Source organism: Marinobacter sp. bablab_jr003 (assembly GCF_016464245.1).
Lineage (GTDB): Bacteria > Pseudomonadota > Gammaproteobacteria > Pseudomonadales > Oleiphilaceae > Marinobacter > Marinobacter vinifirmus.
In genome coordinates this window covers 17,920-38,690 of the sequence record NZ_JADARC010000101.1, presented here as the reverse complement: position 1 = coordinate 38,690, position 20,771 = coordinate 17,920, and the positions used below count along the sequence as shown (strand labels likewise).

Annotated in this window: 15 protein-coding genes; 12 read left to right on the top strand and 3 right to left on the bottom strand. The window is 60.2% G+C overall.

Annotated features, from left to right (window positions below; translation table 11 throughout):
* Positions 1-19: 19 nt before the first annotated feature.
* The 4 genes from H3Z84_RS10450 to H3Z84_RS10435 are packed head-to-tail and all read left to right on the top strand — an operon-like array spanning position 20 to position 2,696.
* Positions 20-664, top strand: a complete 645-nt coding sequence (locus H3Z84_RS10450; protein ID WP_022989032.1) for a MotA/TolQ/ExbB proton channel family protein — start codon at positions 20-22, stop codon at positions 662-664.
* Positions 665-704: 40 nt separating this feature from the next.
* Positions 705-1,235: an ExbD/TolR family protein gene (locus H3Z84_RS10445; RefSeq protein ID WP_199457409.1), complete on the top strand. Its 531-nt coding sequence runs from the start codon at positions 705-707 to the stop codon at positions 1,233-1,235.
* Positions 1,232-1,720 carry an ExbD/TolR family protein gene (locus H3Z84_RS10440; RefSeq protein WP_036219463.1) on the top strand — a complete coding sequence of 163 codons (489 nt, stop codon included), beginning with the start codon at positions 1,232-1,234 and terminating at the stop codon, positions 1,718-1,720. Before H3Z84_RS10445 ends, H3Z84_RS10440 begins: the two co-directional genes overlap by 4 nt.
* Positions 1,713-2,696: an AgmX/PglI C-terminal domain-containing protein gene (locus H3Z84_RS10435; protein ID WP_199457408.1), complete on the top strand. Its 984-nt coding sequence runs from the start codon at positions 1,713-1,715 to the stop codon at positions 2,694-2,696. The genes H3Z84_RS10440 and H3Z84_RS10435 overlap by 8 nt, the downstream gene beginning before the upstream one ends.
* An 11-nt stretch (positions 2,697-2,707) precedes the next feature.
* Here the strand turns inward: H3Z84_RS10435 and H3Z84_RS10430 are convergent, their stop codons facing one another.
* Entirely contained in the window at positions 2,708-3,193 is a 486-nt protein-coding gene (locus H3Z84_RS10430) for a MaoC/PaaZ C-terminal domain-containing protein (RefSeq protein WP_058340814.1), read from the bottom strand.
* Positions 3,194-3,356: 163 nt separating this feature from the next.
* Here H3Z84_RS10430 and H3Z84_RS10425 point away from each other — a divergent pair, with 163 nt between their 5' ends.
* The 3 genes from H3Z84_RS10425 to H3Z84_RS10415 all read left to right on the top strand — a co-directional run bounded on the left by H3Z84_RS10425 (position 3,357) and on the right by H3Z84_RS10415 (position 10,342).
* Complete coding sequence (locus H3Z84_RS10425; protein ID WP_199457407.1) at positions 3,357-5,030, top strand: long-chain fatty acid--CoA ligase; 1,674 nt, start codon at positions 3,357-3,359, stop codon at positions 5,028-5,030.
* Positions 5,031-5,170: 140 nt separating this feature from the next.
* Entirely contained in the window at positions 5,171-9,103 is a 3,933-nt protein-coding gene (hrpA, locus tag H3Z84_RS10420) for an ATP-dependent RNA helicase HrpA (RefSeq protein ID WP_199457406.1), read from the top strand.
* Positions 9,104-9,220: 117 nt separating this feature from the next.
* The gene (locus H3Z84_RS10415; protein ID WP_199457405.1) at positions 9,221-10,342 is read left to right on the top strand and encodes a beta-ketoacyl-ACP synthase III; all 1,122 of its coding nucleotides are present in this window, start codon (positions 9,221-9,223) and stop codon (positions 10,340-10,342) included.
* 6 nt (positions 10,343-10,348) lie between these two features.
* Here H3Z84_RS10415 and H3Z84_RS10410 read toward each other — a convergent pair whose 3' ends face one another.
* The gene (locus tag H3Z84_RS10410; protein ID WP_094624080.1) at positions 10,349-10,756 is read right to left on the bottom strand and encodes an acyl-CoA thioesterase; all 408 of its coding nucleotides are present in this window, start codon (positions 10,754-10,756) and stop codon (positions 10,349-10,351) included.
* Positions 10,757-10,846: 90 nt separating this feature from the next.
* On the opposite strand from H3Z84_RS10410, the gene H3Z84_RS10405 reads away from it, so the two are divergent.
* From H3Z84_RS10405 to dinG, 5 genes are read left to right on the top strand one after another with little or no spacing between them, the layout of a single operon-like run.
* The gene (locus tag H3Z84_RS10405; protein WP_199457404.1) at positions 10,847-11,626 is read left to right on the top strand and encodes a VacJ family lipoprotein; all 780 of its coding nucleotides are present in this window, start codon (positions 10,847-10,849) and stop codon (positions 11,624-11,626) included.
* 23 nt (positions 11,627-11,649) lie between these two features.
* Entirely contained in the window at positions 11,650-13,134 is a 1,485-nt protein-coding gene (locus H3Z84_RS10400) for a DUF3336 domain-containing protein (RefSeq protein WP_199457403.1), read from the top strand.
* A gap of 6 nt (positions 13,135-13,140) precedes the next feature.
* Positions 13,141-14,829, top strand: coding sequence for an ExeA family protein (locus tag H3Z84_RS10395; protein WP_199457402.1), 1,689 nt, complete (start codon positions 13,141-13,143; stop codon positions 14,827-14,829).
* A 3-nt stretch (positions 14,830-14,832) separates the two neighbouring features.
* Positions 14,833-15,540 carry a general secretion pathway protein GspB gene (locus H3Z84_RS10390; protein ID WP_199457401.1) on the top strand — a complete coding sequence of 236 codons (708 nt, stop codon included), beginning with the start codon at positions 14,833-14,835 and terminating at the stop codon, positions 15,538-15,540.
* Complete coding sequence (gene dinG / locus H3Z84_RS10385) at positions 15,540-17,726, top strand: ATP-dependent DNA helicase DinG (RefSeq protein ID WP_199457400.1); 2,187 nt, start codon at positions 15,540-15,542, stop codon at positions 17,724-17,726. The genes H3Z84_RS10390 and dinG overlap by 1 nt, the downstream gene beginning before the upstream one ends.
* 236 nt (positions 17,727-17,962) lie before the next feature.
* Here dinG and H3Z84_RS10380 read toward each other — a convergent pair whose 3' ends face one another.
* Positions 17,963-20,719, bottom strand: a complete 2,757-nt coding sequence (locus tag H3Z84_RS10380; RefSeq protein WP_199457399.1) for a LuxR C-terminal-related transcriptional regulator — start codon at positions 20,717-20,719, stop codon at positions 17,963-17,965.
* Positions 20,720-20,771 lie beyond the last annotated feature (52 nt).

Below are 20,771 nucleotides of genomic sequence, written 5' to 3'. Positions count from 1 at the left end.
GTAGACGGAGAAACGCACCATGCTCGACACCATCATCCGATTTTTTCAGGAAGGCGGCCCATTCATGTACCCCATCGCGCTGGTTCTGGCGCTTGGCCTGGCCATAACACTGGAACGCTTCATCTACCTGGGAGCGGTGCGGCGCAGAAACCGGCTCGCCTTTGAGCGGGGCATTCTGCCGGCCCTGCAAAAGCGGGATTTCAAGCGGGCCATGAAAGCTGCGTCTACCTCCGACAGCGCCATTGCGGCCGTGATGGGGGCCGGGATTTCGCGCCTGCTGTCAAACAGCCGCCGTGAAGACATCGAATACGCCATGGAAGAAGGCTTGATGGAAGTCTTACCACGGCTGGAAAAGCGCACCCAGTACCTGGCAACCCTGGCCAATGTCGCCACGCTGCTTGGCCTGCTTGGCACCATCATCGGCCTGATCGCCGCCTTTACCGCGGTTGCCGCGGCGGATCCGGCCCAGAAGGCTACCTTGTTGTCGGAAAGTATTTCCGTAGCCATGAACACCACCGCCTTTGGCCTGATCTCTGCCATTCCGCTGCTGCTGTTCCACGCCTTGCTGCAAACCCGCACCAATGAAATTGTCGACAGCTTCGAGATGGCCGGCGTGAAACTGCTGAATATCGTGTCCGACCCGGATGCACCGGTCGCTGCGTGAGCCCGCATCATAAAGCCAGGACAAACAGGAGTATGGCGATATGAGACGTCGACATCGCAGGCTTGAGGCCTCGGCGGACCTGGACATTACCGCGTTTCTGAACCTGATGATCGTCCTGGTTCCGGTATTGCTGCTGGGCATGGTGTTCACCCAGATCCGCATGATCGAACTCAACTTCCCGGGCATGGAAGCGGGAGAGGCTCCGCCGGCAGACCAGTTCCGGCTGGTGGTTACCGTGATTCCTGATGGGCTGGAAGTAGCCGACAGCGATCGCGGGCTGATTGAGGTGCTGCCGGCGAAAGAGCAGATTCAGGACTACGAGGGTTTGCGCTCGGTGCTGCAGCAGATCAAGTCCCGGGTGCCGGATAAAACCGATGTGATCCTGGAAGTGGGGCCGGAGGTGGATTACCAGACCCTGGTGACCGTCATGGATACGGTGCGTTCCTATTCGGCGGTGGTGGCCGCCAGCGTGGTGGAAGCGGAGCTGTTTCCGGACGTTTCCCTGATGGATGCTGAAGAGGGCCGGACACTGGCCGCACGGGCAGATGCGGCAAATGGGGAGGGCGCATGAAAACCTCCCGCAGAGCAAGGCTGCGCCAGCGTCATTACCGCAGGATGCACCGGGCCGGAGGCCTGAACCTGGTGTCGCTGATGGATATCTTCACCATCCTCGTGTTCTTCCTGATGGTGAATTCCTCTGATGTAAAAGTGATGCAGAACACCGCCGATGTGCCTTTACCGGTTTCCACCTCGGAGAAGGATGCCGTTGAGAACCTGACCATTCAGGTCAGCGGCCAGTCCATTCTGGTGCAGGGCCGGGAAGTCGCCCGGGTGGATAGCATCGGTGCCGATGACCTGCACGTGGCCGGCTTGTCGGAAGAGCTGGCCTATCGCCGAAATCGCTGGGCGGAGATACCGGAACAGGGCCTGGAAGTCACCATTATGGCAGGCCGGGAGACCGACTATCGCCTGTTACGAAAGATCATGAAAACCTGTGTAGACGAGCAGTTCCGCCAGGTGCGGCTGGCCGTGGAAGCGGAGGTTCGCAATGGCTGAGCGTCAGCAGGTCGGAAGCACCCGTTTACCCTGGAGCCGTGACCGGGCAGAAAGCATTCGCTTTGGCGTAATTGTGATCGTGATGCTGGCGGCATTCCTGGTGCCTGCGGTGATCATTCCGGGGCTGACCGTGCCCGAGCCGGAGCGGTCCGAGGCCGAAAAGGTTCCGCCCAGACTGGCCCGGCTGGTCGAAACCCCGGCGCCGGTAGAACCGCCTGAGCCGGTCAAACCTGAACCCGAACCTGAGCCGGAGCCGGAGCCGGAGCCAGAGCCGGTCGCAAACGTCGAGGAAGTGACGCCGCCGGAACCGACTCCGGAGCCTCAGCCCGAACCTGCAAAACCGGCTGCAACCGTCGCGGATAAGCCTGCCCAGACTACCGAGCAAGCGAGGGAAACCGCCGCACGCTCGGGCCTTTTTGCCATGAAAGACCGGCTGGCCGCCTTAACCCGGGCAGAACAAACGCCGGTACCGGTGGCACGGCAGGCCAATATCACCGGTGATGAATCTGATGTGGCGGAACCCGAGGTGAACCGGGAGCAAGCGCTGGCCGGCAGTGGTGGCGTGCAGGACAGTGACGCGCCAGTCAGGGAGGTAGCGGTTGCCGAACACCAGGTGAGTCAGGTGCAGGCACCGAAAGAAGAGGTGCAGGTGGCCCGGGCGAAACCTGCTGCCAGGCCTTCGGTTGGCCAGCGCGCCATGAGCAATATCCGGCAGGTATTCGATGCCCAGAAGAGTGTGCTGTATTCGCTGTACCAGCGGGAGCTGCGGCAGGACCCGACCCTGGAAGGCAAGGTTACCCTGGAACTGGTTATCGAGCCGGACGGCAGTGTCTCGGCCTGTCAGGTGGTGGGCTCAGAACTTGGTAACCCCGGCCTTGAGCAGCGTATCGCCATGCGGGTGCGGATGTTCAACTTCGGATCGGCGCAGGTAGAAACCCGGAAGGTTCAATTCCCGATTGAATTCCTTCCGGGCTGATCAGCGCCGGTTCAGCCTTCGATGGTAATCTTCGGCAGGCGGGGTTTCTGCAGGGAAATTTTCTCGGTAGGGGCGATCACCTTGGCTTCGCCACTTACCACTTGCTGGTCGTTCTGGTTACGCACATCGCAGCCGAACACCACCCGGTTCTTCGGTTCCTTGGCCAGCACCGTGAGGGTGACGGTCAGGGTATCGTCCAGCTTCACCGGCCGCTTGAATGCCAGGCTTTGTTCCAGGTAGATCGTGCCCGGGCCCGGCATCACGGTCGCCAGTGCGGCAGAAATCAGCGAGCCACTCCACATGCCATGGGCAATGCGTTCCTTGAACATGGATTCGGCGGCAAATTCCGAGTCCAGGTGCACCGGGTTAACGTCTCCGGACACGGCCGCAAACAGCACCAGTTCGTCTTCGGTCAGGGTCCGGGTGAAGGTGGCAGAATCGCCTTCGTTCAGCTCGCTGTAGGTGATATTTTCCAGGGTATCGAGGGTGTCGCTCATCACAGGCTCCGGTGATTGGTGTTTCCAGCAAGGGGTGCTTTCGTTGTCCTGAAACCTACCTCATCATTAACAAAACTGCTATTCTCTCCACCACTTTTTGAGGCTGATACTTTTGTAGGGTTGATTTTTTAATCAATTCGCGCCGTTCAGACAGGAGATGGTGATGGATTTCGAGCAGTTCTATCAAGACAAATACCCCGCCGGCATTCCCCGGGAGGTAGACCTTAAGAAATACAAGAACATGGTGGATGTCTTCGAGCAGGCCGTTAAGAAATACGGTGACCGCCCGGCATTCTCCGCAGTCGGCGCTACGCTGACCTACAAGGATCTTGATACCCAGAGCCGCAACTTTGCTGCATGGCTTCAGAACAAAACCGACCTTAAACCCGGCGACCGCATCGCGGTACAGATGCCCAACGTTTCCCAGTATCCGGTAGTAGTTTTCGGTGCCATGCGTGCGGGCATGATCGTGGTGAACACCAACCCGCTGTATACCACCCGTGAAATGGAGCACCAGTTCAACGACTCCGGCGCCAAGGCCCTGGTGGTGCTGGCTAACATGGCGGAAAACGCGGAGAAGGTGCTGCCTCATACCGGTATCGAGCATGTCATTATTACCGAAGTGGCCGACATGCATTCACCGCTCAAGCGTACCCTGATGAACGCTGCGGTTAAGTACCTGAAGAAAATGGTACCGCCGTTTAACATTCCGGGTGCCCACAAGCTGCCAGCCGTTCTCAGCGCCGGTGCCCGCGAGAAGTTCACCCCGGTCGACATCAAGCTGGATGACCTGGCTGCACTGCAGTATACCGGCGGTACCACAGGCGTAGCCAAGGGTGCCATGCTGACCCACGCCAACCTGGTGGCTAACCTGACCCAGGTTCGCCCGATGCTGGAAGACCAGATTGAAGAAGGCAAGGAAGTGGTGATTGCACCGCTGCCCCTTTACCACATTTATTCCTTCACCCTGAACTGCGGCATCATGCTGGAAGCCGGCGCCCACAACATCCTGATCCCGAACCCCCGTGATATCCCGGGCTTTGTGAAGGAGCTGCAGAAGCAGAAGTTCTCCGCCTTTATCGGCCTGAACACCCTGTTTGTCGCCCTGTGCAACAACGAAGAATTCCAGGATCTGGACTTCTCCGGCCTGAAGCTGACCGCCTCCGGTGGTATGGCCCTGACCAGCGACACGGCCAAGATGTGGGAGCGTGTGACCGGTTGTGAAATCAGCGAAGGTTACGGCATGACCGAAACCTCTCCGGTGGTTACCTTCAACCCCCGCAGCGCCATCCAGATTGGCACCATCGGCCTGCCGATTCCGTCTACCGTGATCAAAACCATTGATGACGACGGCAATGAAACCCCGGTTGGCGAACCCGGTGAGCTGTGCGTGAAAGGCCCGCAGGTAATGCGTGGTTACTGGCAGCGCCCGGATGACACCCAGAAGTCATTCACTGAAGACGGTTACCTGAAAACCGGCGACATCGCGCTGATCCAGGAAGACGGCTACATTCGTATCGTCGACCGTAAAAAAGACATGATTATCGTGTCTGGCTTCAACGTGTTCCCGAACGAAATCGAAGACGTGGTAACCAGCCATCCGAAAGTGGTGGAGTGTGCTGCGGTTGGTATCCCGGATGCCAAGAGTGGCGAAGCCGTGAAGGTTTACGTGGTGCCCACCCAGGAAGGCGTTACCGCCAATGAGATCAAGGAATTCTGCCGCGAGCGCCTGACCGCGTACAAGGTGCCCAAGCACTTTGAATTCCGCGACGAACTGCCCAAGAGTAACGTGGGCAAGATCCTGCGCCGCGAACTGCGGGATGAAGCCAACGCCTGATTCCTGGTGTTGCCTGCTCTCCCGGGAGAGCCCAGAGACCCTGCTTCGGCGGGGTCTTTGTGTTTCTGCAGGGGCGATTTCCCGTTAGACTGTGGCGCCTGAACAGATCCAGCCCCCAGCAAGAGCCCGTAAACCGAGCAATGACAGAACCGACCCGTAGTAACGCACCCGATACCATCACCGCTGACCCGCAAGCAGCCGTGAAGGCTTTTATGAGCCAGCTGGACGCCTGTAACCAGCAGGAGGCGGCGCGCATTATTCGTCAGGTCAGCCGGAGCAAGGGCAGGCCCGGGCAGAAGGATCTGGAGAAAATGGCACGCTGGCTGGATCAGGGGCTGGACAAGGTGCGGAAGCGACAAGCCCTGCACAAGCCAGCCAGTTTTCCGGACAGCCTGCCGGTCAGTGCCCGGGTAGAGGACATCAGCCGGGCCATCGAGCAAAACCAGGTGGTCATCATTGCCGGTGAAACCGGCTCCGGTAAAACCACCCAGATTCCCAAAATCTGCCTGAACCTGGGCCGGGCCATCCGCGGGCTGGTGGGCCATACCCAGCCCCGGCGGATTGCCGCACGCAGTGTGTCGGCCCGGATTGCGGAGGAACTGGGCGAGCAGGTCGGGCAGCAGGTGGGTTATCAGGTGCGTTTCACCGATAACACCTCCGAGTCGTCCCGGATCAAGGTGATGACAGACGGTATCCTGCTGGCGGAAATCCAGCACGACCGCTTTCTCGACAAGTACGACACCCTGATTATCGATGAAGCCCACGAGCGCAGCCTGAATATCGACTTCCTGCTGGGCTACCTGCGCCAGTTGCTGCCCAAGCGTCCGGACCTGAAAATCATCATCACCTCCGCCACCATTGAGGTAGAGCGCTTCAGCGAGTTCTTTGACAAGGCTCCGGTGATTGAAGTCAGCGGCCGTACCTATCCGGTGGATGTTCGCTACCGCCCGCTGGCCGGCGATGAAGACGACCGGGATCAGGGCTGGACCGATGGGGTGCTCTCGGCACTGGAAGAAATCGAACAGCACGAGCGTACGGAAAAACAGCCTCCGGGAGATGTGCTGGTGTTCCTGCCCGGCGAGCGGGAAATCCGTGCCCTGAGCAAGGTGCTGCGCCATGCCGAGCTGCGGCACACCGAAGTGCTGCCGCTGTATTCCCGGCTCAGTAACCAGGAGCAGAACCGCGTTTTCCAGGCCCACAAGGGCCGGCGCATTGTGCTCTCCACCAACGTGGCGGAAACCTCCCTGACGGTGCCGGGCATTCGCTATGTGATTGACACCGGCGTTGCCCGCATCAGCCGTTACAGCGTGCGTTCAAAGATCCAGCGCCTGCCTATCGAGCCCATCTCCCAGGCCAGTGCCAACCAGCGGGCAGGGCGCTGCGGCCGGGTGGCACCGGGTATCTGTTTTCGCCTGTACGATGAAACCGATTTTCTGAATCGCCCGGAGTTCACCGATCCGGAGATTCTGCGCACCAACCTGGCGTCCGTTATTCTGCAAATGGCCACCTCCGGGCTGGGCGAGATTCGCCATTTCCCGTTCCTGGAAGCACCGGACCGCCGCCAGGTTAACGATGGCTACAAACTGCTGGAAGAGCTGAGCGCGGTTGACGACAAGCGCCGTGTCACCAAACTCGGCCGTACCATGGCCCGCCTGCCGCTGGACCCGCGCCTGGCCCGGATGCTGGTCACTGCGGCAGACCACGGCAGCCTGGCAGAGGTGCTGATCGTGATTGCCGGCCTCAGCATCCAGGACCCGAGGGAGCGACCCCAGGACAAGCAACAGGCGGCAGACCAGGCCCACGCTCCGTTCAACGACAAAGAATCCGACTTTGCCACCTTGCTGAATATCTGGAACTGGTTCGAGGAACAACGCCAGGAATTGTCCCAGAACCAGCTCAAAAAGCTGTGCCAGAAGACCTTCCTGAGCTGGATGCGCATGCGGGAGTGGCGCGATATCCATCGCCAGCTGACCCTGATTTGTCGCGAGCAAAAGCTCAGCATGAACCGGGACCCGGCCAACTACGACCGGATCCACAAGGCTATTCTGGCCGGCTTGCTGGGCCAGATTGCAGTGAAAGTCGAAAAGCGGGAATACCTGGCCACCCGAAACCGTAAGGTGATGATCTTCCCCGGTTCGAAAGTGGCCAAGTCCGGCCCCAAGTGGATCGTGGCGGCAGAAATTGTCGAAACCAGCAAGGTGTTCGCCCGCATGGTGGCGGGCATACAGCCGGAGTGGGTAGAACCGCTGGCGGGTCATATTGTGAAGCACCACTATTTCGAGCCCCACTGGGAACAGAAGCGAGCCCAGGTCATGGGGTATGAAAAGGTCACCCTCTACGGCCTGGATGTGGTGCCCAAACGCCGCATTCCCTACGCCAAGGTCGACCCTGAAGAATGCCGTAACCTGTTTATCCGGCGGGCGCTGGTGGAGGGCGATTATCAGTCCAAAGCCCCCTTTATTGCCCGCAACCGGGAAATGCTCGACACCGTCGAGAACCTGGAAAAGAAAACCCGCCGCCGGGACCTGCTGGTAGACGACGAAGTGCTGGTGGCCTTCTACGACGAGCGCCTGCCTTCGGAAATCGTCAGTGGCCGGCATTTTGAAAGCTGGTGGAAAGGCCTGTCGGCAGAAGAACTGAAAAAGCTGGAACTGACCGAAGCCGATGTGCTGCAACGCCCGCTGGACCAGGGCGCGGCGGAGCAGTATCCCGACTACCTGGAGTGGGAAGGGGTGAAATACCCCCTGAGCTATGAATTCGAACCCACCAGCGAGCGTGACGGGGTGACCCTGAAAGTGCCCCTGATGGCCCTGAAGCAGATTCCTTCCCGCCGGCTGGAGTGGCTGGTGCCGGGGCTTTTGCGAGAGAAATGCATTGCGCTGGTCAAAGGCTTGCCCAAATCCCTGCGCCGGAACTTTGTGCCGGTGCCGGATTTTGTCGATGCCGCGCTCGCCAACATGCAGCCGAGTAACGAGCCGCTGGCCCTGAAGCTGGGCGAGCAACTGCGCCGGATGACCGGTGTGCAGATTGACCCCCAGGCCTGGCCGGAAGACGAATTACCCAGACACCTGCGGATGAACCTTCGGGTAACCGGCAACAAGGATAAAACCATTGCCGAAAGCCGGGACACCGACGAGCTGCAGGCGAAGCTGGAGGGCAGGGCAACCGAAGCCCTCGCCTCAGTTACCAGAGAAAACACTGGCGACCATAAGGTAAAGGAATACCTGGACTGGCAGTTCGGCAGCCTGCCGGAGCAGGTCCAGACCGAAAAGGGCGGTATGCAAGTAACCGTGTACCCGGCCCTGGAAGACCTGGGCAAACAGGTTCGGGAAATCCGCTGCCTGGACCGGCTGACCGCCGGGGATACCACCCGCCGTGGTATCGCCCGCCTGATCATCAACCGTTTCGGAAACACCCTGTCAGACCTGGAGCGCAAGCTGCCCCGGTTCAAGCAGTCGGCATTGATGTTTGCCCCGGTCGGGCAGGCGAAGGCACTGCTGGATGACCTGCTGTTGTCTGCGGTGATGCAGCACTTCCTGGCCGGCGACCTGCCCAGGGATGAAGGCGCCTTCAACCGGGTTTACGAGCAGCACCGGGGCGATTTCATTCCTGCCCTGGAAGCGGCGGATGAGCGACTGTTCCAGGCCATGAGCGGCTACCAGAAGGTGGCAAAGCAACTCAAAGGCAAGATCAACCTGGCCCTCGCCAACAGCATGGCAGACCTGAAATTCCAGTTGCAGCACCTGGTGTATCCCGGTTTCCTGGTGGCCACGCCGGCAACGTGGCTGGATCGATTCGGGGTGTATTTCGAAGCGGCTTTGATACGGCTGGAGAAAATGCCCCGGGAAATGGGTCGGGAGCGGGAGTTTCTGCACACCATCGAGCCGCTCTGGGCCCGTTATGCCACCAGGCAGGAACAGCAGAAACGCCAGGGCGTTCGTGACCCGGAACTGGAACTGTACCGGTGGATGCTGGAAGAGTACCGGGTCTCCTTCTTCGCCCAGCAACTGGGCACCGCCATGACGGTGTCGGTCAAGCGGCTGGATAAACAGTGGGAAAACACCCGGATATAAATTGCACCAGCCTGGTACCCGAGGATGATAGTCCAGCGGGCAAATCCGGCGGACTGTGTTAGTATTTCTGACAGTTAATTGTCAAAAACTGTTTTATAACCATGACGTGGGGTTATTGTGATTAAAGCCGTCATCAGCGGAACCGGCCTGTTTACGCCGCCCGCCATCATCGAGAACGACGAACTGGTCGAAGCCTTCAACCAGTATGTAGAGCTGTACAACAACGAACACGCGGAAGAGATAGCCCGCGGCGAGCTGACAGCCCTGCAACCCTCGTCATCTGCTTTTATCGAAAAGGCGTCTGGCATCAAGCGCCGGCACGTGATCGACCGGGAAGGAATCCTGGACCCGAAGCGGATGAAACCGTACATTCCCGAGCGCAGCAACGACGAACCATCGGTGCAGTGCGACATGGCAGTTGCAGCCTGTAAAGAAGCCCTTGAGCAGGCAGGTAAAACCGCCGCCGATGTAGACGCGGTGATTGTGGCATGCTCCAACATGCAGCGCGCCTATCCCGCCGTGTCTATTGAGGTGCAGGAAGCCCTGGGTATTAACGGCTTCGCCTACGACATGAACGTGGCCTGCAGTTCTGCCACCTTCGGCTTGCAGGCTGCGGTGAACTCGGTGGAAAACGGTGCTGCCCGCGCCGTGCTGGTGGTCAGCCCGGAAATCTGCTCCGGCCACCTGAACTTCCGTGACCGCGACAGCCACTTTATCTTTGGTGACGCCTGCACCGCCATCCTGGTGGAGCGGGAAGAAAACACCCAGCCGGGGCAGGGCTTCGAGATCCTGGGCACTCGTCTGAAGACCCAGTTCTCCAACAGCATCCGTAACAACTTCGGTTTCCTGAACCGGGCGGATGACAGTGGCGTGGGCAAAGCGGACAAGCTGTTTATCCAGCAGGGCCGGAAAGTATTCAAGGAAGTGTCACCGCTGGTGGCTTCCACTATCCAGGATCACCTGGCTTCCCTGAACCTGGAACCGGACAACCTGGACCGCATGTGGCTGCACCAGGCCAACCTGAACATGAACCAGCTGATTGCCCGCAAGGTTCTTGGCCGGGATGCCACCGAGCAGGAAGCACCGGTGATTCTGGACGAATACGCCAACACAAGTTCGGCCGGCTCAATCATTGCCTTCCACAAGCACAAGGATGACCTGAAAGCCGGCGACCTGGGAGTGATCTGCTCCTTCGGTGCCGGCTATTCCATCGGCAGCGTGGTGGTTCGCCACCGCTAATCCGGTTTACCTCGCTGCCAGGGCCTTCAGGGTGTCTGGCAGCGGGGTGGATTTGCGGGTTGTCCGGTCTACCCACACGATCTTTGCATAGCCTTCCGCGTAAACATCGCCGGTGTCGGCATCTTTCAGCAGATGGTAGGTGTCGAGGCTGGTCGTTCCCGCTTTGTCTGCATAAGTTTCAACAACCACACTGGCAGGGTGCGTCAGTTCCTTCAGAAAGGTGGCGCTGGTCTTTATAATAACCGGTCCGGTCGGGTCTTCTGCTTTACCCAGACCCAGTTCCGCCAGCCAGACAATGCGGGCTTCCTCGTAAAAACGGAAGTAAACTGTATTATTGGCGTGGCCGTATGCATCCATATCGCCCCAGCGCAGGGCCATGGACAGCGAACTGACGGGATTACCCGGTACAGACATCTGAGTTTCCTCCGGAACAGTGACACAAGAAAAATAAAGCGCCGGTATTGTCGACGAACTGAAACAGGTTAAACAACCCGAGAGTGCAAAATGAGAGAGTTTGATATCCGGCGTTGGGCGCCCGGCGTGCTGCTGTTTACGGCACTGGCCCTTGGTGCAACAGCCGTGCAGGCCCAGAATCTGCAAGAGCCGCCCATGGAAGGCGAGGCGATGCCTGCCAATACCGACGACCCCTACGAGAACTGGAACCGCAAGGTATACGCCTTCAACGATGCCATCGACCGCTGGTTCCTGCGCCCGGTAGCCAGTGGTTACCGGACCGTGACCCCGGACATCGTAGATCGCGGCGTGACCAATTTCTTCAACAACCTCACCGAAATCCGAAATTTCACCAACAGCCTGTTTCAGCTGAAAGGGGAATCGGCCGTGGTGGCCTTTGGCCGGTTTACCTTCAATACCGTGTTCGGACTGGGCGGTATTTTTGATGTAGCCACGGCTTGGGAACTGCCCGAGCGACCGGAAGATTTCGGCCAGACCCTCGGCCACTGGGGCGTAGGTTCCGGCCCTTACCTGATGCTTCCGCTACTGGGCCCGTCCACGCCACGGCATTTTTCCGGCCTGGCCTCGGACAGCTTTATGCTGCCGTCAGCCTGGGATGCGGTCGACAGCCCGGAATGGTATTACCTGCGCACCCTGCAGATTGTTGATAAGCGGGCAGACCTGATTCCAGCGGAAAGCTTTATTTCCGGGGACCAGTACACGTTTGTGCGCAATGCCTTCCTGCAGCGTCGTGAATTCCTGATTAACGATGGTAAGATCACGGAAGATCCCTTCGCGGACGACGACGATTTCATGCTCGAGGATTTCTGAGCAGTAAAGCCGGGAGGCAACAGGTGATCAAGGACCCCAGAATTTCCCGTTTTCGCAAAGCCCTGGCCGGCGCTACGACCTATGAGCAGTGGATGGAAGCCGGGCTGGAGCTGGATTTTCTGGAAGGCAATGCCGAGTGGAAGGAAGAGTTCGTTTCTGACCTTTACCACTACGAGCTGATCTATGATCGCCTGAGCAACCTCAAACAGTATCGCCAGCAAAATGACTTCGAGCGCCTCAAGCGGGCGCTGCGTGAAGGCCTGCACCACGATCTGGGCAATATGGGGAACCCGGCCCTGTACACCCGCTCCCGGGTGGGCACCAAGCACCTGATCGAAGAATACATCAGCCAGGTGTGTGAAGCCCTGGATTACCTGTGCGATCACCCGGTGCCGGGCTTTCCGGTTTACGACAAGCTGCAGTTCTTCCGCGATACCCTGACCAGCTTCGGCCGGCCCACGCTGTTGCTCAGCGGTGGTGCATCGCTGGGCATGTTCCATTTCGGAGTCATCAAGGCACTGTGGGAAAAGGGGCTGCTGCCCCAGGTGATCGCCGGCTCCAGTATCGGCGCCATTATCGCGGGTATTCTCGGGGTACACACCGATGCCGAGATACCGGAAATGCTGGTGCCGGAGAACCACAACCTCAAGGCCTGGAAATGGCGCGGGCTGATCAGCGCCATGCGCGGCGAAGGCCTGATGGACCAGCAAACCCTGCAGCAATGCCTGCGCGCGAATATCGGCGAATACACCTTCGAAGAAGCCTATCAGCGCACTGGCCGCAGCATTAACATCAGCGTGTCGCCGGTGCAGTCCAATCAGAAAGCCCGGTTGTTGTGCGGTTACACCTCGCCGTACCTGATGGTGTGGAGTGCCGCCCTGGCCAGTGCTGCGGTGCCTGGGGTGTTCCCGCCGGTCACCCTGATGAAGAAAGACCTTTACGGCAATGCGCTGCCGTATATGCCCAGAATCCAGTTTGTGGACGGTTCCGTGGTCAGTGACCTGCCCATCGAGCGCCTGATGCATTTGTACGATGCCAATTTCAGCATCGTCAGCCAGACCAACCCCCATGTGGTGCCGTTCCTGGCGGAACAGGCAGACGAAAAACTCTCGCTGCCGCGCCTGCCAATGCATTTCCTGAAGTCGGAAGTGCAGTTCCATGGCCGTGGCGTGTTCGACTACCTGCGCAAGCGGGTGCGCCCGGAACTGCTCAGGCAGGCCTCCGGGCAACTGTATACCATCATGGCCCAGCGTTACTCCGGCGACGTAACCATTGCCCCGGAGTATTCCTTGCGGCACTATCGCGGCATGTTGTCGAACCCGAGCCCGGAGTATGTTCGCGAGATGATCCTGGCTGGCGAGCGGGCCACCTGGCCGAAGATTTCGATGATCCGGACCCATGCCCGGATTTCCAAGACCCTCGAACGTTGTGTGCGCCGCCTTAAGCAGCAGAACCGGCGGGCGGTAGAATTGAAACTGGTCAGCGGTACTGCGCCGGCCAGGTCCTGAGGAAACATGTACTACGATTTTTTTGGCTTTCGGGAACCGCCTTTCTCCATTGCGCCGGACCCCCGCTACCTGTACCTGAGTGACCGCCACAAAGAAGCCCTGGCGCACCTGATGTATGGCGTGCAGGGGCAGGGCGGTTTTATCGTGATTACCGGTGAGGTAGGAACCGGCAAAACCACGGTCTGCCGCTGTTTTATCGAGAACGCACCGGAACACGTCGACATAGCGCTCATCCTGAATCCCCGGCTCTCGGCCCGGGAGTTGCTGTCGGCTATCTGCGACGAACTGGGCATTGCCCACGCAGCCAACGCCACCATCAAGATCCTGGTGGATGCCATCAACCAGGACCTGCTCAAGGCCCACGCCGCCGGCCGGCACAAGGTACTGATTATCGATGAGGCCCAGAACCTCTCCGCAGAAGTGCTGGAACAGCTGCGCCTGCTGACCAACCTGGAAACCGCCGAGAAAAAGCTGTTGCAGATTGTGCTGCTGGGCCAGCCGGAGCTGCAGGACATCCTGGCCCTGCCGGAGTTGCGCCAGCTGAACCAGCGGGTAACCGCCCGTTACCACCTGGATGCCATCGACCAGGCGGAACTGCCAGCCTACCTGCAATACCGGCTGAGCGTGGCTGGCCTGCGCGGTGACCTTTTTTCTGCCGGTGCGGTCAAAAATCTGTATCGCGCCAGCGAGGGTGTACCCCGGTTGATCAACCTGATCAGCGACCGTGCGCTGCTGGGCGCCTATGCCGAGGGCGAACACCAGATAACCCGCGCCCATATCAAGCGGGCTGCGAAAGAAGTGACCGGTGGTATCCGTAACGGCAGCCGCCGGACCGGCTCCGGCGGGCCGGCCAAAAGCCAACTGGCCCTGGTGGCAGCCAGTATTCTGCTGGCCATTATTGCCACCCTGTGGCTGCTGGACAGCCCGGATTCGGTGAACAAGGCCCTGGCCGATAGCAACCCGGAAGTTCAGACCGGTGGCACCATCGAGCGGGACGAGACTACAGATCCTGTCCCTGCCGAACAAAGCCCCGAGTCGGCCGAACCCGCTGCCACCCAGCCGGCTTCGTTTGTTCTCGACAGCCACGCCATGCCTCGCGCCGAGGCCTTTGTTGAACTGTTTGGTATCTGGGGCAACGACTACAACCCTACCGCTTTCCCCAACGCCTGTGACCACGCCCGGAATTCAGGTTTGCGTTGCCTGGAGCGCCAGGGCAGCCGCCGCAGCCTGGAATTTATTGATCGCCCGGCCCTGTTAGTGCTCAAGCCGGAAAATGGCGAGGCCCGCTATGCGGTGCTGCGTTCACTGGATGGCGACACCGCCACCCTGGCGGTTCCGGGGGGCACCGAAACGGTTCCGTTCCGGGAACTGGAGCGCTATTGGTTTGGTGATTTCCAGGTACTCTGGCGGGTGCCGGAATTCATGACCGGTGACGGCTTCTACGGCGATGAGTCCGGCCAGGAGCTTTGGATCGGGGCCCGCATGATGGAAATCGCAGACCGGCTGGCCGGTACCGGGCCTGAAAGTACCCGGGTCAAACGCCTGGCCATGGAGCAGCAGGTGCGCTGGTACCAGGAGCAGAAAGGTTTGACGGTAGACGGTATTCCCGGCGCCATGACCATCATTCAGATGAACAACGACCTGAAAGTGCGGGTGCCGCGCCTGGTAACAGCCCCGGCGGGAGGCACCCGGTAGGTTATGTCGTACATTCTTGATGCCCTCAGAAAGTCCGAAGCCGAGCGTCGGCAAGGCAAGGCTCCGGATCTCGGCCACCAGGTACAAATGGTGTATCGGCCGAAGAAAAAACGGGTACCCGCGGTGGTGTGGATTGTGGTGCTGGCCTTGCTGGTCAATGCCGGGGTGATTGCCTATGTGTTCTGGCCGGACACCGGCCCGGTTGCCACCGTCATTCAGTCCGAACCAGCCCCGGCACAAGCGGCACCCACAGAACAGCTCGTTGCAGAAACTCCGAACGTGAAGCCCGAACCGGAACCGGTTGCAACGGTACAACCGGAGCCAGCGCCGGCGCCGGCGGTACCGATTCCGGATGTACCGGAAGCCCATTCCGGCACCGAAGAGCTCTGGGCGGAACCGGTGGTGATCGTGCCCAGCCAGTCAAAATCCAATCCGGGCTTGACCCAGCCCCAGCCAGAGGGCAGGGTGCCGCATCTGGTAGAATTGCCCCTGTCCTTTCAGAAGAGCGTGCCCGACTTGACCTTCAACAGCCATATCTATTCCTCGGACCCGTCCGCCAGCCGCGTGATGATCAATAATCGTTATCTGCGCACCGGCGACCGGTTCGAGCAGCTCACCATTGAACGCATTACCGAAGACGGCGTGGTGCTCAGCAAGAACGGCCAGTACTTTCGTGTTGGTACCGTGAGGGACTGGGTGAGCCCGAGATAATGGCCCTGACAGAAGACGTAAAGCAGCAAATCCAGCAGGCCTATCGCGACTTGCTGGCCGGCAAGGACATCCGTGCCCGTTATGGCCAGCGCCTGATGATTGCCGAGATTGCCCGCTACATGGGCGATATCACCGACAACGATGGCCAGCGCACCTCGCCGCCGGCCACCTGCGTGGTGGAGGCCGGTACCGGTACCGGTAAAACCCTGGCGTACCTGATTGCCGCCATCCCTGTGGCCAAGGCGCTGGGCAAAACCCTGGTGATTTCCACCGCCACCGTTGCCCTGCAGGACCAGATTGTCCTGAAAGACCTGCCGGACCTGCGCAAGCACAGCAAGCTGGATTTCAGCTGGACCCTGGCCAAGGGCCGTGGTCGTTACCTGTGTATGTCCCGGCTGGAATCCCGGCTGCACGACGAAGGCCATGGCGACAGCGACACCATGCCGCTGTTCCTGCTGGACCAGCCTGCCGACGATGAAGCGGCCAGCCGGATTACCTTTGAAAAAATGCTGGCCAGCTACGGCTCCCGGGAATGGGATGGCGACCGGGACCATTGGCCGGAACAGATCCCCGATGAAATCTGGCGCCAGGTGACCACCGACCACCGCCAGTGCACCAATCGCCACTGCGCCTATTTCGACAGCTGTGCCTTTTTCGACGCCCGCAAAGACCTGGACGACGCCGACGTGGTGGTGGCCAACCATGACCTCGTATTGGCAGACCTGGCCCTGGGCGGCGGCGCCATACTGCCGGAGCCCGAAAACGCCCTGTTTATCTTCGACGAAGCCCACCACCTGCCAGACAAGGCCCTGAACCACTTTGCCGCCTCGGTTCCCCTGAACTCCACCCGCCAGTGGCTTAAGCAATTGTCCCAGGCCCTGGTGAAAATGCAGCCCTGGTTGCCGGGTGGTTCGCAGGCAGCCAAGGCAGTGGACAAGATCAGCCTGTCTGGCCGGGATCTCGACCTTGCCCTTGCCAAGGTGTACGACGAGGTGGAGCTTAATACCGCCTGGGAATTCAACGACGAGCGCCGCAGCGCCCAGTGGCGCTATCCGGATGGCGAGCTGCCGGATACCCTGGCGGAACTGGCGGCCGAAACGCGCATTGTGACCGCCGGCCTGTGCCGGCAACTGGGCACCCTGGTTGAAGAACTGCAGAATGCCTTCGACGAACGCAAAGATCCGGAACTGGACCGGGACACCGCCGATTCCTGGTATCCGGTGATCGGTGCCTTCCACAGCCGGGCAGAAGAGCAGTTGCGCCTGTGGGCGGCCTGGTGTGAAGGGGCGACCGATTCCGATGCCACCACTCAAACTGAAAGTACAGACGCGGCCCCGGTTATCCGCAAAGGCCCGCCCGCGGCCCGGTGGGCGGTTCGCCAGCGCTGGGACCACGCTGAAGACATTACCCTGTACAGCTCGCCGGTGCTGGCCGACAACCTGTTGTATTCACGGCTTTGGTCCCGGGCCTATGGTGCGGTGCTCACCAGTGCCACCCTTACGGCGCTGGGCAAGTTCGACCGCCTGCGCTCCCGGGCCGGCCTGCCGGAAGCCAGCCGTTACCTGGTGGTGCCCAGCTCGTTCCGTTATGGCGAAATGGCCACGGTGGAAGTGCCGGCCATGAATGCCATGCCCACCGATGACGGTTTTGGCGATGCCCTGATCAAGCGCCTGCCGGAACTCTGGGCCGGTGAAAAAGCCACCCTGGTGTTGTTTACCTCCCGCCGGCAGATGCAGCAGGTGAGGGATGCCCTGGCTCCGGAATACCCGGAACTGATCCGGACCCAGGACGACATGGCCAAGAATGAGGTGCTCAAGCAGCATTGCGCCCGCATTGATGAAGGCAAGCCCAGCGTGCTGTTCGGCGTTGCCAGCTTTGCCGAAGGTATCGATTTGCCGGGCAAGTACCTGCACCACGTAGTGATTACGCGCCTGCCGTTCTCCGTGCCGGATGATCCCATCGACGCCAGCCTGGCTGAGTGGGTTACCCAGCGTGGGGGTAACCCGTTTATGGAAATTACCGTGCCGGATGCCTCGGTGAAGCTGGTTCAGGCCGTGGGCCGTTTGTTGCGTACCGAACAGGATACCGGCCGGGTGACCATCCTGGACCGGCGTATTGTCGCCCGCCGCTATGGCCAGCTGTTGCTGGATGCCCTGCCGCCGTTCCGCCGTGTAATCGAATACTGAACCTTTCCCTTTGCCCATAAAAAAAGAGCCATCCCAATCGGGTGGCTCTTATCAAGGGGTTCTGACGAACCCGGGCGTCGAAATAACGCGGAACAAGAAATCTGAAGGCCTGAATTTCAGAATTCGCGGTAAGGCGCTAACCTCACCATGGTTAAATGATAGGGCGTAAGGGGGCGTAAACGAATCGTCCAAAGGGCGTAGTGAGGGGGCTTAATTCGGGCAAAGTGTGAACTGCATCACGTTTTGGTCGTGTTCACCAACAGCCCAAGCTCCCGAGCCCGGGCCAGAGCCTCGGTGCGCCGGCCCACGCCCAGCTTGCCGTAGAGGTTACGGATGTGGGCTTTCACCGTCGCCGGTGCCACCGACATCTTGCCGGCAATATCCTTGTTGGCCAGGCCCTGATTGATCAGCTCCAGCACTTCCTGTTCCCGTTGGCTTAGAGGTTCGGCCAGTTCGCTGACTGCGGATCTCGGCGCCGGGGTTGCGGCGCCCGCTTCCGGCTCCGCCGGTTCTGAACCGGCAGCCATGGGTGGTTCCAGCAGTTGATCCTTCAGCATGGTCAGCAATTCCCGGTTCCAGCGCCCCGGTGTTCTCAGCCGCGGCAGCTCCAGCATCTTCTCCCGCAGTGCCGGGCTTTCTTCGGCAAACAGACGCAGGAAGCCGGCATGTTCCGCCCTGTCCATGGCACGTTCCAGCATGCGGTTGGCTTCTTCCTCGTGGCCCTGACCGAACAGGGCCTCGGCGTAAACCAGCAGAATCTCTACCAGGTGCCGGGTATGGGCGTTGCGCTCGGCAGCTGGAATCAGTGCAGACAAAATCTCCTGGGCCTTCTGGCTGTCATTTCGGGCAATCAATACCCGGGCCAGGGCGATTTGGTTCTGCTCCCGGTTCAGGGGGTTGGTGGCCGGTTCTTCAAGGGCTGGTTGCAGGCATTCCATGGCCTTGTCAGCCTGGTCTGTGGCGAGGTAACAGCGCGCCAGCAGGGCAGCAGCAGCGGGCGGATCAAACAGGATGTGATCCCGGCGTTTTCGGCCAACGGCAACGGCATCTTTCAGGGCGTCGATGGCGGCATCCAGCTTGCCTTCACTGAACGCCAGGTGGCCCCGAACAAACTGGATGACCACATGTTGGCCGGGCTCGGTGCCTTTTTCGACATGTTCGAGCAATGGCGACAGGTAGCCGGCTGCGGTCTGAGGTTGGTTCTGTTCCCGGTAGATCTCAATCAGGGCGCTGTTCTGCCAACAGGAGATCAGCCGCGGCTGGCTGGGGTCGGCGTAGTGTTCGTCTACCCATTGCCGTACCCGGCTGGTGGTTTCCAGGGCAAGGTCGGTGTCGCCCCGGTTGTACTGGATCCACGCCAGCAACCCGCCGGAAGACAGCACGGTGCTGGGTTTTCGTTCCACCTGGCCGTAATACACGGCGCTTTCCAGGGCTTCTTCGGCCTCGTTCAGCTCGCCCTTGCCGAAATAATCCATGCCCAGGCCGTAGTAGGTGACGGACTTCAGGGGAATGCTGATCTTGTCGATGTCCTTGAGCACCTGCCGGGTCAGGTCCGAGGCGTTCTTCTCGTCGTTTCGGCTGCGGGCAAGGTACGAACGCACCAGCGATACTTCACTGTGAATGGCCAGGGCGCCTTCGGCATCGGGGTGCGAGTCTGCCACCCGGCGGTCCAGCAGGTCTTCCACCCGGGTCAGCAGCGGTTCCAGCCCTTCTACCCGGTTGGCGAAGAACAGACCCCAGACCTTGAGCATTTGCAGCTGCGGGCTGTCGTTGATGACATCCGCAGGGATTTTCTCCAGCCATTCCAGTACCGGCAAATGGAAACCGCCGTGGATCAGGTTGTTGCCGTGCTCCGAGAGCACCCGCGCCAGCCGCTCGGTGTCTTTGCGCCGGACAATCTGACCGATGGCTTCCTGCACCTGACCATGGCTGAGCAGCCAGTCGATGGTGCGGGATTGCATCAGCTCTGCCCGGGCGGGGTCTTTGCTTTGAATGCGTTGCAACAGGGCTTCCCGGAACAGGTCGTGGTAGCGGAACCATTCGTTACGGGTGTCCAGCGGAATCAGGAACAGGTTCTGGGCCAGTAGCCTGGTCAACGCATCCTGGCTGTCGCTGCGCTCCCGGATGGCATCGCACAGGGCGCCGGACAGGCGAGGGCAGCAGGCGGTATCCAGCAGGAAGTCCATCAGTTCCCGGGGCAACTGCCGCAGCACCTCGGTGAGCACGTAATCGCTGATCAGCCGGCCATCGGGATTCAGGCTTGGGGGCGCGGAGGTCTGATCCAGGTTGAGCTGGCCAGACTTGGCCGACAGCGCCGACAATTGCATGGCAGCCACCCAGCCTTCGGTACGCTGGCACACCGAGCGGATTTCCTGCTCCGATAACTCCATGGCCATGGTGTCCCGGAAGAATGCCCGGCATTCGTCTTCAGAGAACGCCAGCAGCCCCGGATGAATATCCTGCACTTGCCGCCGTACCCGCCAGCGGGCAAGGGGCAAGGGTGGTTCGGTGCGGGAAGCAAGGGTCACCAGCATGCCCGGGGGCAGGTAGTCGATAAACCAGCCCAGCTGGCGGTGAATGGTGTCGCTGGTGATCTCGTGGTAGTCGTCCAGCACCAGGAACCAGGCCGTGTTGTCCTGGCTCAGGGTGTTGATCAAACCGGTGATGGCGGCGGTCTGGTCCTCGCCGTCACTGCGGGCGAGTTGTTTGCGGATATCTTCCAGCCCCATCAGACCGGCGTGTTCAAAGGCACCCACCACGTATTGCCAGAACTGGCGTGGCTGGTTGTCGTGTTCGTCCAGCGATAACCAGGCGGTGCGGTGGCTGTTCAGGGCACACCACTGGCTTACCAGGGTGGTTTTACCGAAGCCCGCCGGCGCAACCACCATATTCAGCCGCTTGCCGGTTTCCGGCTCCAGCAGCGAGTCGAGCCGTTGCCGGCGCACGGCTCTCGGGTCGGGTGTTGGCCTCAGAAACTTGGTGGTCAGCAGCATGGTTGTCCGGTTAACCGAAATGTAGATCTTGGATTGTGTGCTTTGCTGCCGG

Bases quoted from the DNA above. Each gene is read 5' to 3' on its own strand.
- dinG (WP_199457400.1), top strand. From the start codon at position 15,540: ATGGCCCTGACAGAAGACGTAAAGCAGCAAATCCAGCAGGCCTATCGC.
- H3Z84_RS10395 (WP_199457402.1), top strand. From the start codon at position 13,141: ATGTACTACGATTTTTTTGGCTTTCGGGAACCGCCTTTCTCCATTGCG.
- H3Z84_RS10440 (WP_036219463.1), top strand. From the start codon at position 1,232: ATGAAAACCTCCCGCAGAGCAAGGCTGCGCCAGCGTCATTACCGCAGG.
- H3Z84_RS10430 (WP_058340814.1), bottom strand. From the start codon at position 3,193: ATGAGCGACACCCTCGATACCCTGGAAAATATCACCTACAGCGAGCTG.
- H3Z84_RS10405 (WP_199457404.1), top strand. From the start codon at position 10,847: ATGAGAGAGTTTGATATCCGGCGTTGGGCGCCCGGCGTGCTGCTGTTT.
- H3Z84_RS10435 (WP_199457408.1), top strand. From the start codon at position 1,713: ATGGCTGAGCGTCAGCAGGTCGGAAGCACCCGTTTACCCTGGAGCCGT.
- H3Z84_RS10445 (WP_199457409.1), top strand. From the start codon at position 705: ATGAGACGTCGACATCGCAGGCTTGAGGCCTCGGCGGACCTGGACATT.
- H3Z84_RS10425 (WP_199457407.1), top strand. From the start codon at position 3,357: ATGGATTTCGAGCAGTTCTATCAAGACAAATACCCCGCCGGCATTCCC.
- hrpA (WP_199457406.1), top strand. From the start codon at position 5,171: ATGACAGAACCGACCCGTAGTAACGCACCCGATACCATCACCGCTGAC.
- H3Z84_RS10450 (WP_022989032.1), top strand. From the start codon at position 20: ATGCTCGACACCATCATCCGATTTTTTCAGGAAGGCGGCCCATTCATG.
- H3Z84_RS10410 (WP_094624080.1), bottom strand. From the start codon at position 10,756: ATGTCTGTACCGGGTAATCCCGTCAGTTCGCTGTCCATGGCCCTGCGC.
- H3Z84_RS10380 (WP_199457399.1), bottom strand. From the start codon at position 20,719: ATGCTGCTGACCACCAAGTTTCTGAGGCCAACACCCGACCCGAGAGCC.
- H3Z84_RS10390 (WP_199457401.1), top strand. From the start codon at position 14,833: ATGTCGTACATTCTTGATGCCCTCAGAAAGTCCGAAGCCGAGCGTCGG.